This is a genomic window from Nonomuraea sp. B12E4, assembly GCF_039871825.1.
In the GTDB taxonomy this organism is placed as follows: domain Bacteria; phylum Actinomycetota; class Actinomycetes; order Streptosporangiales; family Streptosporangiaceae; genus Nonomuraea.
Genome location: NZ_JBDPME010000003.1, coordinates 406790 through 424776, shown reverse-complemented (window position 1 = coordinate 424776; position 17987 = coordinate 406790). Strand labels below are relative to the sequence as shown.

Below are 17987 nucleotides of genomic sequence, written 5' to 3'. Positions count from 1 at the left end.
GACGGCGTGCAGGGTCGCTTCCAGCGCCGCCGCCTGCTCAGGCGTAGGTGCCGGTGCCGCTGGAGCTGGGCATCGTGGCGGCCTTCGTGGCGGCCCTCGGGGCGGCGCTGCTTGCGGTGGGGATCGCGGAGTTCCGTCGGGCGGTGCGGTTTCTGACAAACAGTTATCTATGCGAGTCAAGAGGACCGGTCCACAACATGTCACCGGGGTACAGCAGACGGCGACGCCGGAGGACGACATAATCGATGGTGTGGCGCGCGACTCTGTTGAGACCCATTTCACCGAGACGGTTGCGAATCTCGAGGCGGGCCCCGCGCGAGATCCCGGGCAGGCGGTGCGCGACGGCACGGCCCTGACCGGTGAGCTCTGCAGGACGCTGTTCCGGCGCCAGATGGACAGCCGGCTGCTGGACATCGCCGCCCGCTGGCTGCGGGAGCAGGACGAGGGCTACTACACGATCGGCTCCGCCGGTCACGAGGGCAACGCGGCCGTCGCCGCCGCCCTGCGGCCCACCGACCCGGCGCTGCTCCACTACCGGTCGGGCGCCTTCTACCTGACCAGGTCCGAGCAGGCCGGGCGGCTGCCCGAGCAGGGCATCCGCGACGTGCTCATGGGCCTGATCGCCGCCGCCGACGAGCCCATCGCGGGCGGCAGGCACAAGGTGTTCGGGCATCCGGAGCTCGACGTCATCCCGCAGACCTCCACGATCGCCAGCCATCTGCCCAGGTCCGCTGGTGTGGCGTTCGCCATCGAGCGGGCGCGGCTGCTCGGCGCGCGTTCGCCGTGGCCGGAGGACGCGATCGCGGTGTGCAGCTTCGGCGACGCCTCGACCAACCACGCCAGCGCGCTGTCCGGCTTCAACATCGCCTCCTACGCCACCTACCAGGGGCAGTCCATGCCGATCCTGTTCGTGTGCGAGGACAACGGCATCGGCATCAGCGTGCGCACGCCCGCGGGCTGGGTGGAGACCGCCGCGCGGCGTCCCGGCATCGAATACTTCGCCGCCGACGGCTGTGACCTGGCCGCGGCCTACGACGCCGCCGTACGGGCCGTCCGGCACGTACGCACCAACCGCTCCCCCGCGTTCCTGCACCTGTCCATGGTGCGGCTCATGGGGCACGCCGGGTCCGACGTCGAGGTGGCATACCGCACGCAGCGCGAGCTCAGGGCGGACCTCGATCGCGACCCGCTGGTGCGCACGGCGGCGCTGCTCGTGGCGGCCGGGCTGGACACGCCGGAGGGGCTGCTCAAGACGTACGAGTCGGAGCGCGAGCACGTGTGGCGGATCGCGCTGGAGACCACCCGCAGCCCCCGGCTCGGCTCCGCCAAGGACATCATGGAGCCGATCGCGCCGCGCAAGCCCGAGCTGATCGCCAAGATCAGCCCGACCGCGGCCACGCCTGCGGCCAGGGAGAAGGCGTTCGCCGGGGCGCTGCCGGAGAACGAGAAGCCGATGACGCTCGCCCAGGCCGTCAACCGCACGCTCGCCGACGCGCTGACGGTCTATCCGGACATGGCGGTGTTCGGCGAGGACGTCGCCAAGAAGGGCGGCGTTTACGGCGTCACCAGGGGGCTGCAGAAGCGGTTCGGGCCCGGGCGGGTGTTCGACACGTTGCTCGACGAGCAGGCCATCCTGGGGCTGGCGCTCGGCTCCGGCCTGGCGGGGCAGCTCCCCGTGCCGGAGATCCAGTATCTGGCCTACCTGCACAACGCGCTCGACCAGATCCGCGGCGAGGCGGCCACGCTGTCGTTCTTCTCGCGCAACAACTACAGAAACCCGATGGTGGTGCGGGTGGCCGCGTACGCCTACCAGAAGGGGTTCGGCGGCCACTTCCACAACGACAACGCGGTGGGCGCGCTGCGTGACATCCCCGGGCTGGTCATCGCCTCGCCCGCGCGTCCCGACGACGCCTCGGCCATGCTGCGCACCTGCCTGGCCGCCGCCCGTACCTCCGGGTCCGTGTGCGTGTTCCTGGAGCCGATCGCGCTCTACCACACGCGTGACCTGTTCGACGAGGGTGACGGCGGCTGGCTGGCACCGTACGCGCCGCCCGCCCGCTGGCCGGAGACGCACATCCCCATCGGGCAGGCGCGCTCCTACGGCGACGGACGCGATTTGACGATCGTGACGTTCGGCAACGGGCTGCGGATGAGCCTGCGGGCCGCGGTGCGGCTGACCCAGGAGGGGTACGGGTGCCGCGTCCTCGACCTGCGCTGGCTGGCGCCGCTGCCGAAGGAGGACCTGCTGCGGGCGGCCGAGCTGACCGGCAACGTGCTGATCGCCGACGAGACCCGGCACACCGGCGGCGTCTCGGAGGGCATCGTGGCCATGCTGATCGACGCCGGCTACAGCGGGTCGATCGCGCGGGTGACCTCGGCGGACAGCTTCATCCCGCTGGGCAGGGCGGCCGAGCACGTGCTGCTGTCGGAGGAGGAGATCGAGCAGGCGGCGCGCAAGCTCCTGGGCTGACCGGGCGTCCGCGCGACCGGGCTACTGGGCTGAGCGGGCGACGGCGCCCCTGATGCACGTCGGCTTGGACCAAGCGACCGTCGAGCTCTCCGAGAAGTTCAGCGGTACGCCCACCAGGAAGCAGTAGCCGGTGTCCGGATCCAGGCCGGCCACGCGGGTGGTGGTCGTGCCCTGGGTCAGAGCGGTGATGGGGCTCTCGCCCCGCCCGACCGGGGAACGCTGGAGCACCACCGGATAGCGGCGGGCTCCGGCGGGCAGCGTCCAGCGCAGCTCCACCAGGGCGCCCTGGTCGGCCGTCACCCGTACGCCACGGGGGGCCAGGGCCGCCACGCCCTCCCGGTCGACCTGCTGCTCGTCCTGGGCCGGGGGTTGCCGCTGCTGTTGCTGGGCCTGCTGTGGCTCGGCGACCGGCGGAGCCGGATCCTGCCGGAGGGACAGGAACACCGCCGGCACCACCCCGCTGAGCACCACCGTCGCCACCGAGATGCCGATGACGATGGCCTTCCGCGGCCCGCGCGAGGATCCGCGCACGGGCGCGGACCCGGGCGGGGACCCGGGCGGGGAGGCGGGCGGGGACCCGGACTGGGAGGCGGGCTCAGGCGCGTACCCGGACCCGGGCGTGAACCCGGAGCCGGGCGCGGGCTCAGGGACGAACCCGTAACCCGGCGTGGGTCCAGGCTCGGGGGCGAACCCGTATCCCGGCGCGGGCGCGAATGCCGAGGCGGACGCGGGTCCGGCGGCCGGTGGGGCGGTCGCCGCGGGGTGCGGGGGCGGGACGGTCGCCGGGAACGCGGCCTGGGCTCCGGTCATGTGCCCGCTGGGCGGGCGTGCGCCGCTCACGTGCCCGGCGGGCTGTCCCGTCGCGTACGGTCCCGACGCAGAGTGCGCGCCCGCAGGGTGCGCGGCCGGGGTGGAGGCGGACGAGGTGGGGGCAGACGGAGTGGGGGCAGACGGAGGGGAGTCGGACGAGGTGGGGGCGGACGGGGTTCGGGGGGACGACGGGGACAGGTGGTCGCCGGTGAAGGGCATCGCGCCGGAGTCGGCGGGCGGCTCCGGGCGGTCGCGGCGGTGGCGCGGGACGGTGGCCATGGTCGGCCCCGGGCCGGGGTCCGCGCCCACCAGATCCGTCACCGACAGGCCCAGCTCGGCCTGGACCGCCTGCAGGTGCCGGGCGTAGTCGCGGGCGGTGCCGTACCGGGCCTCCGGCTGCTTGGACATCGCCCGCAGCACCGCGTCGAAGAGCACCGGCGGCACGTCCGGGCGGTTGATCGGCGACGGCTCGACGCTGAGCACCCGGTACATCAGCGGCGCGATCGACGGGTCGGCCGGGTTGTGGAAGGCGGGCTGGCCGGCCAGCAGGTGGTAGAGGGTCGAGCCGAGTGAGTAGATGTCGGTCGAGGCGGAGTGCGGCTGCCCGGTGAGCACCTCGGGGGCGGCGTGCAGCGGGGTGAACGCCTGCGAGGTGGCCGAGATCTCCGCGGCGTCCACGACCCTGGCCACACCGAAGTCGGCGATGGCGAGCTCACCGTAGCGGGAGATCAGGATGTTCTGTGGCTTGATGTCGCCGTGCAGGACGCCCGCCTCGTGCACGGCGGCCAGCGCACCGGCCAGCTTCACGCCCGCCCGCAGCACCTCGGGCACCGGCAGTGGCCCCTCCTTGCGCACGCGGTCGCGCAGGGAGCCGTTCTCGAAGAAGTCCATCGCGATGTACGGCTTGCCGGACCTCGTCACACCGGTGTCGAAGACGGTCACGACGTTGGGGTGGCCGGTGAGTCGGCCGGTGAGCTGCAGCTCGCGCTGGAATCTGCGCATCGTGCGCTGGTCCACCCGGTCCACGGACAGCACCTTCAGCGCCACGACCCGGTCGAGGCGCTCCTGGTAGGCGCGGTACACGACGGCGAAACCGCCCTGGCCCGCCTGATCGAGCACCCGGTAACCGGGCGCGTCCTCGGCTGGCAGCACAGCCCTCCCCCTGTTGCAGGCGAGTTTAGTGCGTTCAGAACGGATTCATGAGGTATGCACCGAAGACCACGGACGCCAGCGACACCAGCAGGAAGAAGAACACGTAGAAGCCGCCGGGCAGAACCGTCAGCCTGGCCAACTGGTCGGCGTCGGAGTCCCGGGCCTGGCGGCGGCGCCGCTTGTGCTGTAATTCGATGATCGGCCTGATCCCGCCGAACAGCAGGAACCAGGCCGCCACCATGGCCACGACCTGCTGGAGGTCGCTGGGCGCGTACATGATCAGGGCGAACACGGCGCCGCCGGTGACCAGGAGGATCAGCGCGCCGTACAGGTTGCGGATCAGCAGCAGCATGCAGACCAGGAGCAGCAGCACACCCCAGATCAGCAGCGAGATGCGGCCCTGCTCGGTCAGCCACGCGGCGGCCAGCCCCAGCAGCGGGGGCGCGAGATAGCCGGCGAGCGCGGTCAGCACCATGCCGGGCCCGGTGGGCCTGCCCCTGGTCAGGGTCACGCCGGAAGTGTCGGAGTGCAGGCGGATGCCTTCGAGCTTGCGCCTGGTGAGCAGCGCCACCAGCGCGTGGCCGCCCTCGTGGGCGATCGTGATCAGGCCTCTGGACACCTGCCAGGGCATGCGGAAACCGACGATCACGAGCGCGACGAGCGCCGCGACAGCCACCACCCAGGGGTCGGGGGCGGGCTGAACCTTGATCAGGTGGGCCCAGAACTTGTCCATCAAGGCAAAACCCTATCCAGGTAAAGTCGGCGCCGTGGCCACAGAACGACATTCTGACGAGGACGTACCAGCATGGTGGCGGGCGCTGGGGCTGCCCGGGCTGATCGACCTGCATGTGCACTTCCTGCCCGAGCGGATGGAACGGCGGGTCTGGCACCACTTCAACCACGGCGGGCCGCTGGTGGGCGAAGGATGGAAGATCGAGTACGAGTGGCCGGTGGCCGAGCGGGTGACCCGGTTGCGGGAGATGGGGGTACGGGCGTTTCCCGCACTGGCTTACGCGCACAAGCCGGATATGGCGGCCGATCTCAATGCCTGGGCCTTGGACTTCGCCCGCCGCACACCTGGATGTCTGCCGTCGGCGACCTTCTATCCCGAACCTGGGGTCGTGGACTACGTGCGCCGGGCCCTGGCCTCGGGCGTCAAGATCTTCAAGGTGCATCTGCAGGTCGGCGGGTTCGATCCGCGGGTGATCGAGCTGGACGAGGTCTGGGGGGTGCTGGCCGAGGCCGGGGTGCCGGTGGTGGTGCACGCCAGCTCGGTTCCGGTGCCCGGCGGCTATGTCGGGGCCGAGCCGATCGAGCGGGTGCTGCGCGCCCATCCGCGACTGCGGGTGGTGATCGCGCATCTGGGGATGCCGGAGTACGACCCCTTCTTCGAGCTGGCCGCCCGCTACGAACGGGTCGCCCTGGACACCACGATGGCCTTCACCGACTTCTCCGAGCGGGGCATGCCGTTCCCGCGCCGGCTGCGGCCCGCGCTGCTTGATCTGGGCCTGGCGGGGAAAGTGGTGCTCGGCACTGACTTCCCGACCATTCCGTATCCCTACGCGCATCAGCTCGACGCACTGGCAGAACTCGACCTCGGTGACGCGTGGTTGCGGGCCGTGTGCTGGGACAACGGGTCGGCCATGATCTGATAGAAGGGTGAACGACCGGCACGTGGCGCTGATTCGCGCTTTCTACGACGCTTTCGGGCAGGCGGACTTCCCCGCCATGGAACGCTGCTACCACCCCGAAGTGAGCTTCGGCGACCCGATCTTCCAGGAGATCGAGGGCCGGGACCGCGTGATGCGGATGTGGCGGCTGCAGCTCGGCGTGCGCGGAAGCCTCAAGTGCGCGTACCGTGATGTGACGGCAGACGACTTCAGCGGTGCCGCGCACAGCAGCGCTCGTTACACGTTCTCGACCACGGGCCGCGAGGTCGTGCACGAGATCGACACATTCTTCAGGTTCGAGGACAATCTGATCGTCCGCCATCACGACGAGTTCGACTTCAGGCGCTGGTCGCGGATGGCGCTCGGCAGGCCGTACGGGCCGGTGTTCGGGTGGACGCCCATGTGGCGCAAGACCATCAGGGATCGGGCGGCACGAAGGCTCAACGAGTACGAGCCGTCATAACCCGCGTCAGCCGATTGGAGGAAGAATGGCCAGGGTCAGGGGCTTCAGGCGCAGCGGTGACGCACGCGAGGAGGCGCCCGAGCATTCGATGGACCCGCGTGCCTCCGAGGAGCCTTCCGACCGGCCCACGGTCATCAACAACGCGATCTACCTCGACGGCGAGCGCGTCGACGACCCCCGCTCGCTCGCCGACGCCTTCGAGCGCCTCAAGGAGGTCCCGGGCAGCCTGGCCTGGATCGGCCTCTACCGGCCGAAGGAGTGGGAGCTGGTCAAGCTCGGCGAGGAGTTCGAGCTGCACGAGCTGGCGCTGGAGGACGCCATCGTCGGCTCCCAGCGGCCCAAGGCCGACCGCTACGGCGACACGCTGTTCGTGGTGCTGCGGGCCGCGCGTTACCTGGACGACGTGGAGGAGGTCGCCTTCGGCGAGGTGCACGTCTTCGTCGGGCCCAACTTCGTGATCACCGTACGCCATGCCGAGGCGCCCGACCTGCAGGCCGTGCGCAAGCGCATGGAATCGGACCCCGAGCTGCTACGGCAGGGCCCGCAGGCCGTCCTGTACGCCATCCTCGACGCCGTGGTCGACGGCTATGCGCCGGTGGTGGCAGGCTTGCAGAAGGACATCGAGGAGATCGAGGTCCAGGTGTTCGGCGGCGATCCGTCGGTGTCGCGGCGCGTCTACGAGTTGTCCGGCGAGGTCATCGAGTTCCAGCGGGCCATAGCGCCGCTGGTGGGAATGATCCACGGGTTCATCGCCGGGGCGCCGAAATACGGGCTGAACGACGAACTGCAGAGCTACCTGCGCGACGTGGCCGACCACGCGATCACGGTGACCGAGCGGATCTCGAGCTTCCGGCAGATGCTGCAGAACATCCTCGTGGTGAACTCGACCCTTGTGACCCAGGCCCAGAACGCGGAAATGGCGCGGATGACGCAGGCGAGCATCCAGCAGGGCGAGGAGGTCAAGAAGATCTCGGCCTGGGCGGCCATCCTGTTCGCGCCGACGCTGGTCGGGACCATTTACGGGATGAACTTCGACTTCATGCCCGAGACGCACTGGGTGTTCGGCTATCCGTTCGCCATGGTGCTCATGGCAGCCGTCTGCCTCATCCTCTACACGGTCTTCAAACGCCGCGACTGGCTCTGATTTTCCACGCGCGATCTTAGATACGTCTTCAGCGTATCTCCATACGTGCTCTATACCTGGTCGGCGGCACTCCCCCTTCAAGCCGTCCCTGCCTGCGCTCACGATGCCCATCGACTGCGGCGTCCCCCACATTCACGAGATCGGCGAGATCAGGCGACGATGGACGTGGAGGGCGGTGAGCGGACGGCGTCGGGCTACGCGGTCAACGCATTTCGCCCGGGTCGGCCGCGGCTCGGCGCCCAGGCCGCGCAGGACCTGGGCCACCGACCCACAACTGCCCGATTTGGGTTCAGTCGAAGAGTTCCTCAGCGGACGTGACCTTGAGCGCCCGAACGAGCCAGCTTTCGAGGAGCTCGAGATCCGTGCACGCCAGAATTCGCTCCCGAACCGACGCAGTCACGGGTACACCGCGCTGCTCCAGGACCGTCAGGACAGCCTTGGCCTCACCCTTGGCCTCACCCTCGACCCTGCCCTCGACCCGGCCCTCCACCCGGCCCTCGTCTCGGAGCATCTCCGCGAACTCCGACTTGTATCGATAATTCTGCATGGTCATGAGGCTTCTCCAGATCTGTCGGGCGCGGGTGTCTCCGAGGCCTATTTCCGTCATTTCAGCGAGGTACTTGGCGGTCTCGATATCGATGGTGTTCAGCGCGACGTCCAAGGCCTTCAGTATCGCATCGACCTCGGGAGACTGCGCGTGGGTGAGTGCCGAGTACACGGTGAGCACCGCGCTCTTGCATGCTTCTTCCGGATCGGTGATCGCGGGCACGTTGTCGGGGCCGAGCCCGATGGGCTGCACGATCAGGGAGGGATGGCCAGGCAGGCCGATCGGTTTCGGTTCCCGGGCCCACTTGGCCGTGTCCTCATCCCGGCAGATCACCAGGAGCGTTACCGGACATTCGTACTTGATGTGCGCGTGGCAGACGTAGTAGGCCCACGAAGAGATCTTCGCGTCGTCTTGCTTGGACTGTGACTCGGTGATGACCAAGTGCTTGGCGCCCCGTCGCAACGTGAACAGCATCATCGTGTCAGAGCGCCGCACGATCGGCTTGATCTCTGTCAGGTCGGTGTCGACCACCGCGATCTCGCTCGGGGCCGGGAAGTCGATGTTGAGCAGCTTGAAGGCATGGGCATAGAGCTCCGGTTTGTCGCGGAAGAGGTGATGGAGCGCCTCGTGCTGAGATGACGGCATGCACGGAACGTTATCATTCGATGACCGTGTGTTGGGATATGTTTTATAGACGAGCGCATACGTGTCACTACTAAAGGGCCGCGATCATGAGGCCGACCACGATCAGGGTCGTGAGGATGACGCGAAGGATCGCGAGCGCATGGCCGCGGCCGGGGGTGTTCATGGCGAACCTCAGGAGTCCAGGCCGACGTGCTGTTCCAGGCGCTCGAGGCGCTGGACGAGCGGTTGCAGCTCGCCCCTGATCGCCGCGGTCAGCATTGCGGCCCGGTCTTGTGTCGGGCCCGGGCCTTGAGCTGGGGCTTGGGTGGCGAGCTCACCCTGCTGGGCCTGGGCACGGAGGTGGACGTAGCCGGCCAGGGCCGCCGTCACGGCGCGGCGGGTCAGCCGTGGTTCGGCGCCCAGGGCGCGCAGGACCTGGCCGGCTGTGCCGTCGGGTTCGGCGACGAGGCCGAGCAGGAGGTGCTCGCAGCCGACGTAGTTGTGGCCGAGTGAGGTGGCCTCGGTGACGGCGAACTCCAGCGCGTTTGCGGCGGTGCTGCTGAAACTTCCCTGTCTGGCGCGCTGGGTGGCGGCGCCGGCCGGAGGCTGGTCGGCCATGTCTGCGTCGGCCATGTCTGCGTCGGCCGTGTCTGCGCCGGCCGTGGCCTCACCACCGGTGGTGGCCTCATCGGCGGCCGTCTCAGGGGGCGGGGTGGATTGGTGAGTGAGGTCGCGTTTGACCTGTTCGGAGTTGATGTCCATGGCCCGGAGGACGTGGAGGGCCAGGTTGGTGCCCTCGCTCAGCAGGCCGCCGAGCAGGTGCGCGGTGCCAATGGCGGTCGCCCCTTCGGCGCGGGCCTGCTCGGCGGCCAGCTTGAGCACGGTACGGGTCCTGGCCGTGAGATAGGTCAGCGCCCCGGTCGGTGTGTCGAGGTCGAGATCGGTCAGGACGGTCTCCCTGATGGCGGTTACCCGGCGTACCGCCTGCTCCAGCGCCCGCTGGCATACCGCCGACACCGGCACCCCGGCCTGCTTGACGGCCTCCGCCAGTTCATCCGGCAAGTAGACGTTGATTTTTGGCATACCTCCAATATAACCCCTTAGGGGTTACATGAAAGGAGGCTGGGAAGTTGGGCAGGGCTTGTTCGGCCCCCTCCACCGCGGTAACGAGCTGTTCCGGACCAGGGACATGAGCAGCCACGAGTACGTGGACTGGCTCTACGGGGCCTGATACAGGAAGCGGTGCACGTCGGCGATCTCGATCACCGAGGACGGTCAGCGTAGGAGGAGGTGGTTGCGTAGGCGGGTGGTGAGGGGGTGCGGGTGCGTACGGCGCGGCGGATGGCGTCGCTGTGTTGCCAGGCGGTGGTGGCGGTCGCTTCGGTGATGGTGTCGGGGGCGTAGCGGACGAAGTTAGAAATGTCGGCCAAGGGTCGTAGGTGGGTCGATATTTCGTCTTGAGGGTGAGGGCGGCCGTCATCGGGCTCGACCGGGTGGGTGGCGGCGAGGCGCCGTCCGAGTGGCCGCGGGGCGGTGAGGGGCCGGGTGGAGTGAGTGATGACGTCTTCGGCCGTCAGGGCGTACCGGCCGGTCAGACCGAGGTCGTCGCAGGTTTGGCGCCAGGCGCCGAGCACTCGCGACTCCGGGCCCGGGCCGGGGCGGCGGGCGCGCCGGCGCCACCACGGCAGCCCCGCCACCACACCCGCGTACGCCACCAGCAGCACCCCGCCCGCCACCGCCGCGATCACCCCCGGGGACAGGCCGCTCGCGGGCTCCTCGTGCCGCCCGGTGGCCTGCGGCCGGGTCGATGTCTGGGGCCGCTCGGCACCGCTGCGGCCGAACTCGTCCTCCAGTTCCTCACTCTCCTGGATCGACGAGGACACCACGTCGTGGTCGTCCTTGGCGCCGCTGCGGCCCGGCGTCGGATAGAAGGGCTGCCAGCCGAGCTTGTCGAACTTGATCTCCGCCCAGGCCATGACATGGCCTGATTTAACCTGATAAATCCCGCCGGAAGCCTCCCCCGGCCGGAACCCCACCACCACCCGCGATGGTGTCCGGGTCGGGCTTGGCCTCCGGGAGGGGCGCGTCGCCGGCGAGGACGCGTACCGGGAAGCCCGCCCTGGCGGCGGCGACCGCGACCGAGGCGGCGGCGTCCACGGCCGGTTCCGTCAGGCCGCGGGTGTCGAGCACCACCGTGGTGGTGGGCAGGCTGGCGTCGATGAGCTGGCGGACCATGAGCGTTCCCGTGCGGGCGCTGGAACGCCAGTGGACGTGGCGGAGGTCGTCGCCGACGACGTACTCGCGCAGGGTGTGGAACGTGACCGTGCCGCTGGGGGCGTTGTCGCTGGTGGGGCCCTCCAGGTGGTGGGCCCGGCCGGACGGGGGGACGGGGAGGGGGACGGTGCGGGGGCGTACCAGGAGGGTGGCGGGCAGTCCGTACTCCCTGACCTGGCGGGTCAGCCCGAACGGGTCGGCGCGGACGAGCCGCAGCGGGCCCACCGGGATCTCGCCGCGTCTCGCCGTGAGCAGCGGGTACGAGACCGTGCGGACCGCTCCCCTGGGGAGTCTCGGGAGGTCGACGGTGTGTTCCGAGGTGCCGATCCGGTCCTGGGCGCGCAGGCCGGACAGGCCCCGGCGGCCGAGGTTGGAGACGTTCAGCACGGCGACGGCGGCGTCACCGCGCGGCACCTTCAGCGGGGTGACCTCCCGGTGGACGTCCAGTCTGGGCTTCGGGGCGGTCCACGCGAGCGCGGCGGCCAGGGCGAGCAGGCCGCCGGTGGCGAGCACGGCGGGTTCGGGGTAGCCGAGCGGAACCCCGCCGCGTAGAGGAGGACAGAACCGGCCAGCGTGCCCCAGCCCAGCGGTGTCAGCACCGCGAAGCGCCGTGTCCAGCGGTCCGCGGTTTGCGGGGGGTGCACCTCAGGCCGCCTGCGGCACCGGCATTCCGGCGAGGATCTCGCCGAGCGCGGCCGCCGCGGTGACCTCGCGCAGCTCGGCCTCCGGCGTGAGGATCAGCCGGTGTGCCAGCACCGGTAGGGCCAGCGCCTTCACGTCCTCGGGCACCACGTAATGCCGCCCGGCGGCGGCCGCCTTGACCCTGGCCGCCCGCAGCAACGCCAGGCTTCCCCGAGGGCTCGCACCCAGCCGCAGGTGCGGACTGGTACGGGTGGCGGCGGACAACGCGACGATGTAGTCGTAGACCGGGTCCGCCACGTGGATCGTCGAGGCGAAGTCGATCATCCCGGCCACGTCGGAGGCCCGCGCCACCACCGGCAGCCGCTCGACCTGCGGCCCGGTCGGCATGCCCTTGAGCACCTCGACCTCGGACAGGTGATCGGGATACCCGACGGAGATCTTCATCAGGAAGCGGTCGAGCTGCGCCTCGGGCAGCGGGTACGTGCCGTCCATGTCCACCGGGTTCTGCGTGGCCACCACCAGGAACGGCCTGGGCACCGGATGCGGCTCGGCGTCCACCGTGACCCGCCGCTCCTCCATCACCTCCAGCAGCGCGGCCTGCGTCTTCGGTGAGGCGCGGTTGATCTCGTCGGCGAGCACGATGTTGGCGAAGACGGGCCCCTGGTGGAACTCGAACTTCTGGTGCGCCTGGTTGAAGATCGACACGCCGGTGATGTCGCTGGGCAGCAGGTCGGGCGTGAACTGGATGCGCCGCCACTCCGCGTCCACGCTGGCCGCGACGGAGCGGGCGAGGGTGGTCTTGCCGGTGCCCGGCACGTCCTCGATGAGCAGGTGCCCCTCGGCGAACAGGCAGATCAGCGCCAGCTCGGTGGCCTCGCGCTTGCCGCGGATGATGCGCTCGATGTTCCCGGCGAGGAGCTGGAAGCGCTGGGCGAACTGGCCGGCGAGCTGCTGTTGCTGCGGCTGCTGGTAGCCGTGTGCGACCTGCTCGTACTGAGCGGCGGGCGGTTGCTGGTGCGGCTGCTCGTACTGACCGGCGGGCGGTTGCTGGTGCGGCTGCTCGTACGGGCCGGACGAGGGCTGCTGGTACGCCTGCCCGTACGGACCGCCCGACGGCTGCTGGTAGGGCTGGGCGGTCGGCTCGAACGCGTCGTGGTAGTTGTACTGGGTCAACGGAGTCCCCCTTCTCAGTCGGTGCACTCGAAGAGCGGCCCCTCGGGGAAGCCGCCGTCCGGGGTGGCCACCAGAGTGTCGTTCAGGTAACCGTTGCCGTATTGGCTCTCGATCCGGTTCCAGATGTCGCTGGACCTGCCGGTGGACTTGTCGGTGTAGGACGGTCCCTTGACCTGGCAGATCACCGTCAGCGAGACGTACACCTTCTGTGGGATCCTTCCCGCTTCCCCGGTTGCTCCGGGGGAAGTGCGGATGATCGTGTTGGTGTCCTCGTTGCTGGCGTTCTGGTACTGCTGCCTCGGGTAGGCCAGGTCCACCTCGGCGGTGGCCACGTCCGGGCTCTGCCCCGCCGCGTTCCTGGCCTTGAGCTGGAAGGTGTGCTTCTGGTTGTTCTTCAGCCCGTCCACCGTGAACGTCGTGCCCTTGATGTCGCCGTCGGTGGCCGCGCCGGTCAGCTCGTACGTGGTGCCGTCGGCGCCGTTCTCCGGGGCGTTCCTGGTCAGCACGGCGCCCCGGTTCTTGGCCTTGGCCGTGAGGCCGGACGGCGAGCCGGGCGCCACGCACGGCTTGGCCCCGGCGCTGGGCTCCGACTCGACCTCACCGCCGGACCAGTGCGCGACCACCACGAACGTGTACTCGGTCGCGCAGTCCCCGCCCGTGAACTCGAACTCGTACGGCCCGTCGGCGTCCACCGCCTCCGGCACGGACCTGCCGTCGCCACTGGCCTTCAGGGTGTACCGCTCGACCTTGCCGCCGGTGGACGGGCTGAAGGTCACCGTCACCCGGCCGGGACCCGAGCGGGCGCTCACGGCGGCCGGCGCGGAGGGCGCGGTCGCCTCGGGCGTACGGGTCGGCGCCGGGGTCGCCGTCGCAGTGGGCCGCCGGGTGGGCTCGCGGGTGCGCGTGGAGCGCGGATCGGAGCTCGGCTCAGCCGGTACGGGATCGGGATCGGGCGGCGAGTCGGACTGCGTGGGCGGCGTCAGCGGCGTCCGCCTGGGCTTGGGGGTGTTGGTCGGCCCTGGTACGTCCGAGTCGTCCTTGTCGATGTCGTGCTTGCGGCCTTCGGGGTCGATGACGACGGCCTTGTCGCCGTTCTCGTCGTTCGCCCAGAGCAGGCCGTCCTTGACGAACACGTCCACCGGGCCCGGCCGCCGCGCCACCTGGAGCGTGGTCGGGCGGCCGCCGGCCGCGCTGTCCCAGACGATCAGCGAGCCGTCGCCCTGGTCGGGCACGTACACCTTCGACCCGAGCACCTGCGGCACCCCCAGCTCGGCCGGGGCGTCCGTGGCGAGCTTGGTGCTGAGCACCGAGTTGGACGCGGTGTCGAGCACCACGAGCAACCCCTCGTCGCCGGACGTCAGCACCGGCACCAGGGAGCCCTCGGTCAGGGGAGGGGTGAGCGCGCCGCCCTTGGCGGCCTGGGCCACGCCCTTGGGCAGCGTGATCTCGCCGACGCCGCCGTCGGCGCCGATGACCGTGGCGGTGGCGGCCCGGGTGTTCACCACGACGGGCAGGCCGCCGGCGATCGTGACGGACAGCTCCTCGCCGGGCTCGCCGACCTTGAGCGGGCTCGCGGCCGCGCCCTGGGACACCGGTACGACCTCGCCCTTCGCGGTCACCGGCACCCACAGCCGGCCCCCGCCGTCGATGCGGGCCGGGCCGAGCGGTCCTGGCAGGGTGATCGGGGCGCCGAGGGAGTCGAGCGTGGCCGGGTTGATCCGCTGGATCTTGCCGGAGGCGGGGTCGACGGCGTACCCGGCCGTGTCGGACACCGCGAGTTGCGTCCCCGCGGCGCCGAAGTCGCGAGTCTGGGCGACGGTGAGCCGGCTGGGCTCGATGCGGCTGACGAAACCGGTGCCGTCATCGACGAGCAGCACGTTCCCGCCGTCCTGCACGACGCGCAGCTGCCGGCCCGCCTTGTCGTTGAGGTAGCCGTCCACCTCGCCGGACAGGCCGTTGACGTGCACGATCTTGCCCTTGGCGCCGGTCCACAACCAGGCGCCCACGTCGGCCAGCTTGGGATTGGCGCTGGACACGCCCACGCCGAACCACGCCGCCACGGCGACCAGAATCACGACCGCCGCACCGGCGACCAGCGCCGTGGCTCGATCGCCTCGGAGCTTGCGCACCCGTCACCCACCCCGTATGTACGATTACAGAGCGTTCGTCCCCGTATTATCGGGCATCACCCTAGCGCCCAGGCGTCCCTCGCGTGGACGTACTGGCTGGTAGCCGCGTTGAGGTCCGAGAGTGTCGGCGTGAAGCCGTACCTTAGTGCCCGTGTCCGAACAGCCCCTGACCCTTGACACCGTCCTCACCGACGAGGCGGTGCTGTCGACCTACCGCCGGATGTTCGCCGCGCTGGCCCGCGACAGCGGGGCGGTGGTCGATGACCCGGCCCTGGTCGACATCGCCGAGACGTTGTTCGCGGCATTCGCGGAGGCGGGCGAGGAGTGGCTGACGCACGAGCAGATGCGCTTCGTCTGCCGGGCCTATCCGGGTGACCAGTTCGACAACCGGCTGCGGGTGCTCAAGGGGCTGGGCGCGATCAGGGAGGTGTTCCCCAAGCCCAACCAGCTTCGCTATCGGGCGTCGTTCACCAGTGTGGTGGGGCTGATGTTCATCCGGCGGATGATGTCCGACGGCGGGCAGTCCGAGATGCACCGGCTGCTGGCCCTGGAGGACCTCAACGTCGCCGACCCGCGCACCACGATGGAGGAGGCCAGGCAGAGCGCCGTCAACCTGGCGCGGGCGTTCCGGCTGTGGGCGCTGGAGCTGATCACGCTCACCACGGGCACCATCGAGGAGCTGCGTGAGCAGGCGCCCAAACTGTGGGGCACCGAGGAGATCGCGCGGCGGGCGCAGGGCCTGCACGGCACCATCCTGACCCGCTGGCCCGAGCTCGACCGGGTCTGCACCGACCTGCGAGCGGCGATCTACGCCTACAGCGACGCCTCCCGCCGCGCCGCCGGGCGCCTGGCCGACTCCGCGGGCACCACGCGCAACCTGACGTTGCTGCCGACGGAGACGTGGCGGACGTTCGCGCAGACGGCGTCGCGGGAGCGGCTGGCCTCGGTGCTCGACGGGTTCGTGTTCGACGCGCCCGCGCCGTGGCACGACCCGGCCGCCGTCGCCCGCGCCGTCGACGAGGCCCCGCGGCCCGCCCCGGCCCAGCCCACTCCCCCGCGCTCCAACCTGCCCGACCCCGGCCCCGGCGACTCGCTCGACTCCTCACCGAGCGCCGCCATGGAACGATTGACGCAGGTGGCGGAGTCGCTGCTCGGTGACGCTTCCCGGGTGGCGCTGGCCGACGTGCTGGGCGCCGACTGGCCCTCGGCCCGGCGGGTGCTCGCCGACCTGACGACCGTGGACCTGCGGCCGGAGCTGCCCTACCGGCTGGCCTGGTCGGACGGGCTCACCATCGACCCCGATCGCGAGCCGGCCTGGCTCTCCCACGGCTACCTGGAGCGCACCTGATGTCCACCGCCAGCGAACCGGACGCCGCCCCGGGGGACGCCCGGCCCGGCGCTCGCTCCCCCAAGAAGCCCGCGCCGGCTCAGGGTGCGGCAGGCCCGAGGAGTGCGGCTGCCGGGGCTGTGGCTCATGTGCGGGCGCGGGTGGGTGGGCCGTTGCGGCTGGGGGCCGGAGTCGCCGCGCCCGCCGGGATGTCGCGCCTGACCCGTCCCGACTCCACCGGCCATGCGCTGCCGGTGTGGCCGGACGGGGTGACGCCTTCGCTGCTGGACGGATACGGGGTGGCGCCCGTCACCGTGGAGCGGTCCGGGGAGACACGGCGGGTGCTGGCCTCGGTGCTCAAGTGCTGCTGGACCGACCTTTCGGCGGATCCGTGGCCGGGCGATCCGGCGCCGGTGGAGCTGGTGCTCGACACCTACCGGGCGTTGATCGGCCGTACTGACGACCTGATGCGCAACTGGGCGATCGGCGCGCTGCGGCGGCTGCACGAGTCGGCGTGGATCGTCGTGGACGACGGGGTGGTCGTCCTGGGGCCGCGGTGCGCCCTGTGGCCGGTCGAGCAGCACGCGCAGTTGCAGGAGCTGGTCCGCCGCCTGCCCGAGCCCGAGCGCCCGGAGCTCACCGTGGTGGGCGACGCCGACATCGTGGCCGCTTCCGCCCCCGCTCCCGGGACGTCGCCGGGGGGCCGGGTCGAGGCGGGCTCGGCGGAGTTCGACGACCTGCTGGGGGCTTATGACGAGCGGCGGCGGGCGGAGCTGGTGGCGGCGTTCATGGCGGTGGAATACGCGGCCGAGCCGGTGCAGGAGGTGCGCCTGGCCGCCCTGCGCGATCCCGCGCTGCGCCACACCCTGAGCGAGATGCTGGCCCGGCGCGGCCGCACGCTGATCCAGCACCGCGACCGCTGGATCTCCGGCTACGACGACACCATCGCGGCCACCCTCGCCGCGACCGAGCACGAGCCACCCGCCACCGCCGCGGTTTCAAGCGGGCCGGGCGACGTCCCGGACGACTCGGAGGCGACGGCATCCGCACGTCACACGGCAGCCGCTGACGAGGGCACGGGCGCACGTGCGGGCACGGGTGTGAATGCGGAGGCGGGGGTTCGGCTGGGGGTGAGTGAGCGGGCGGTGCTGACGCTCGTTCTGGTGCACTCGGTGGCCATTCCACGGGCCGAAGGGCTGCTGCCGGAGGACTCCTGGTTGTCGCCACACCCCACTCCCGTTGACGAGTTGCGCCGTCACACCCAGGTGCCGATCGGCGAGTTGGAGGCGGCGTTGCGGACGTTGCGGCACGCGGGGTTGCTGGGCCAGGTGAAGGCGGGCGAGGAGGCGGGCGGTTACGTGCCGGGGCCGCAGTTCCACCGGCTCACCCCGGCGGCCCGGCGGCGCCTGCAGGAGGAGCTGATCCTGGCGGCCGGGCCCAGCACTCCGCTGGCGGCCGCCGTACGCGCTCGAAGATCGGCGCGGTGAGCGCGCCCGCGTTCGCGGGACGGACGGTCAGTGTCAGCACGAAGGACTCGAAGGAAAGGCTTACGGGGGTACAAC

14 protein-coding genes are annotated in these 17987 nt (G+C 70.8%); 6 read left to right on the top strand and 8 right to left on the bottom strand.

Annotated features, from left to right (window positions below; all coding sequences use genetic code 11):
- Positions 1-250: 250 nt before the first annotated feature.
- Positions 251-2470, top strand: coding sequence for a thiamine pyrophosphate-dependent enzyme (locus ABGB18_RS10715; RefSeq protein WP_347695259.1), 2220 nt, complete (start codon positions 251-253; stop codon positions 2468-2470).
- A 21-nt stretch (positions 2471-2491) separates the two neighbouring features.
- Here ABGB18_RS10715 and ABGB18_RS10710 read toward each other — a convergent pair whose 3' ends face one another.
- The gene (locus ABGB18_RS10710; protein WP_347695258.1) at positions 2492-4432 is read right to left on the bottom strand and encodes a serine/threonine-protein kinase; all 1941 of its coding nucleotides are present in this window, start codon (positions 4430-4432) and stop codon (positions 2492-2494) included.
- A 34-nt stretch (positions 4433-4466) separates the two neighbouring features.
- Positions 4467-5165 (bottom strand): M50 family metallopeptidase, encoded by a 699-nt coding sequence (locus ABGB18_RS10705; protein ID WP_347695257.1) that lies wholly within the window; start codon positions 5163-5165, stop codon positions 4467-4469.
- 34 nt (positions 5166-5199) lie between these two features.
- Between ABGB18_RS10705 and ABGB18_RS10700 the strand changes: the two genes are divergently transcribed.
- From ABGB18_RS10700 to ABGB18_RS10690, 3 genes are read left to right on the top strand one after another with little or no spacing between them, the layout of a single operon-like run.
- Positions 5200-6084 carry an amidohydrolase family protein gene (locus ABGB18_RS10700; RefSeq protein WP_347695256.1) on the top strand — a complete coding sequence of 295 codons (885 nt, stop codon included), beginning with the start codon at positions 5200-5202 and terminating at the stop codon, positions 6082-6084.
- 7 nt (positions 6085-6091) lie between these two features.
- Positions 6092-6565, top strand: a complete 474-nt coding sequence (locus ABGB18_RS10695; protein WP_347695255.1) for a nuclear transport factor 2 family protein — start codon at positions 6092-6094, stop codon at positions 6563-6565.
- 25 nt (positions 6566-6590) lie between these two features.
- Complete coding sequence (locus tag ABGB18_RS10690) at positions 6591-7709, top strand: magnesium and cobalt transport protein CorA (protein WP_347695254.1); 1119 nt, start codon at positions 6591-6593, stop codon at positions 7707-7709.
- 289 nt (positions 7710-7998) lie between these two features.
- On the opposite strand, the gene ABGB18_RS10685 is transcribed toward ABGB18_RS10690, so the two are convergent.
- The 6 genes from ABGB18_RS10685 to ABGB18_RS10660 form a co-directional block, all read right to left on the bottom strand.
- Positions 7999-8901, bottom strand: coding sequence for a hypothetical protein (locus ABGB18_RS10685; RefSeq protein WP_347695253.1), 903 nt, complete (start codon positions 8899-8901; stop codon positions 7999-8001).
- Positions 8902-9072: 171 nt separating this feature from the next.
- Positions 9073-9963, bottom strand: coding sequence for a Clp protease N-terminal domain-containing protein (locus tag ABGB18_RS10680; protein WP_347695252.1), 891 nt, complete (start codon positions 9961-9963; stop codon positions 9073-9075).
- 179 nt (positions 9964-10142) lie between these two features.
- Positions 10143-10856 (bottom strand): hypothetical protein, encoded by a 714-nt coding sequence (locus tag ABGB18_RS10675; RefSeq protein ID WP_347695251.1) that lies wholly within the window; start codon positions 10854-10856, stop codon positions 10143-10145.
- Positions 10857-10869: 13 nt separating this feature from the next.
- A complete protein-coding gene (locus ABGB18_RS10670) occupies positions 10870-11667 on the bottom strand; it encodes a DUF58 domain-containing protein (protein WP_347695250.1) in 798 nt (265 codons plus the stop codon).
- Positions 11668-11799: 132 nt separating this feature from the next.
- Entirely contained in the window at positions 11800-12969 is a 1170-nt protein-coding gene (locus ABGB18_RS10665; protein WP_347695249.1) for an AAA family ATPase, read from the bottom strand.
- A 14-nt stretch (positions 12970-12983) separates the two neighbouring features.
- On the bottom strand, positions 12984-15098 hold the full coding sequence (locus ABGB18_RS10660) for a hypothetical protein (RefSeq protein ID WP_347695248.1): 2115 nt from the start codon (positions 15096-15098) through the stop codon (positions 12984-12986).
- 151 nt (positions 15099-15249) lie between these two features.
- On the opposite strand from ABGB18_RS10660, the gene ABGB18_RS10655 reads away from it, so the two are divergent.
- Positions 15250-16446 carry a hypothetical protein gene (locus ABGB18_RS10655; RefSeq protein WP_347695247.1) on the top strand — a complete coding sequence of 399 codons (1197 nt, stop codon included), beginning with the start codon at positions 15250-15252 and terminating at the stop codon, positions 16444-16446.
- The gene (locus ABGB18_RS10650; RefSeq protein WP_347695246.1) at positions 16446-17912 is read left to right on the top strand and encodes a hypothetical protein; all 1467 of its coding nucleotides are present in this window, start codon (positions 16446-16448) and stop codon (positions 17910-17912) included. The genes ABGB18_RS10655 and ABGB18_RS10650 overlap by 1 nt, the downstream gene beginning before the upstream one ends.
- Positions 17913-17987 lie beyond the last annotated feature (75 nt).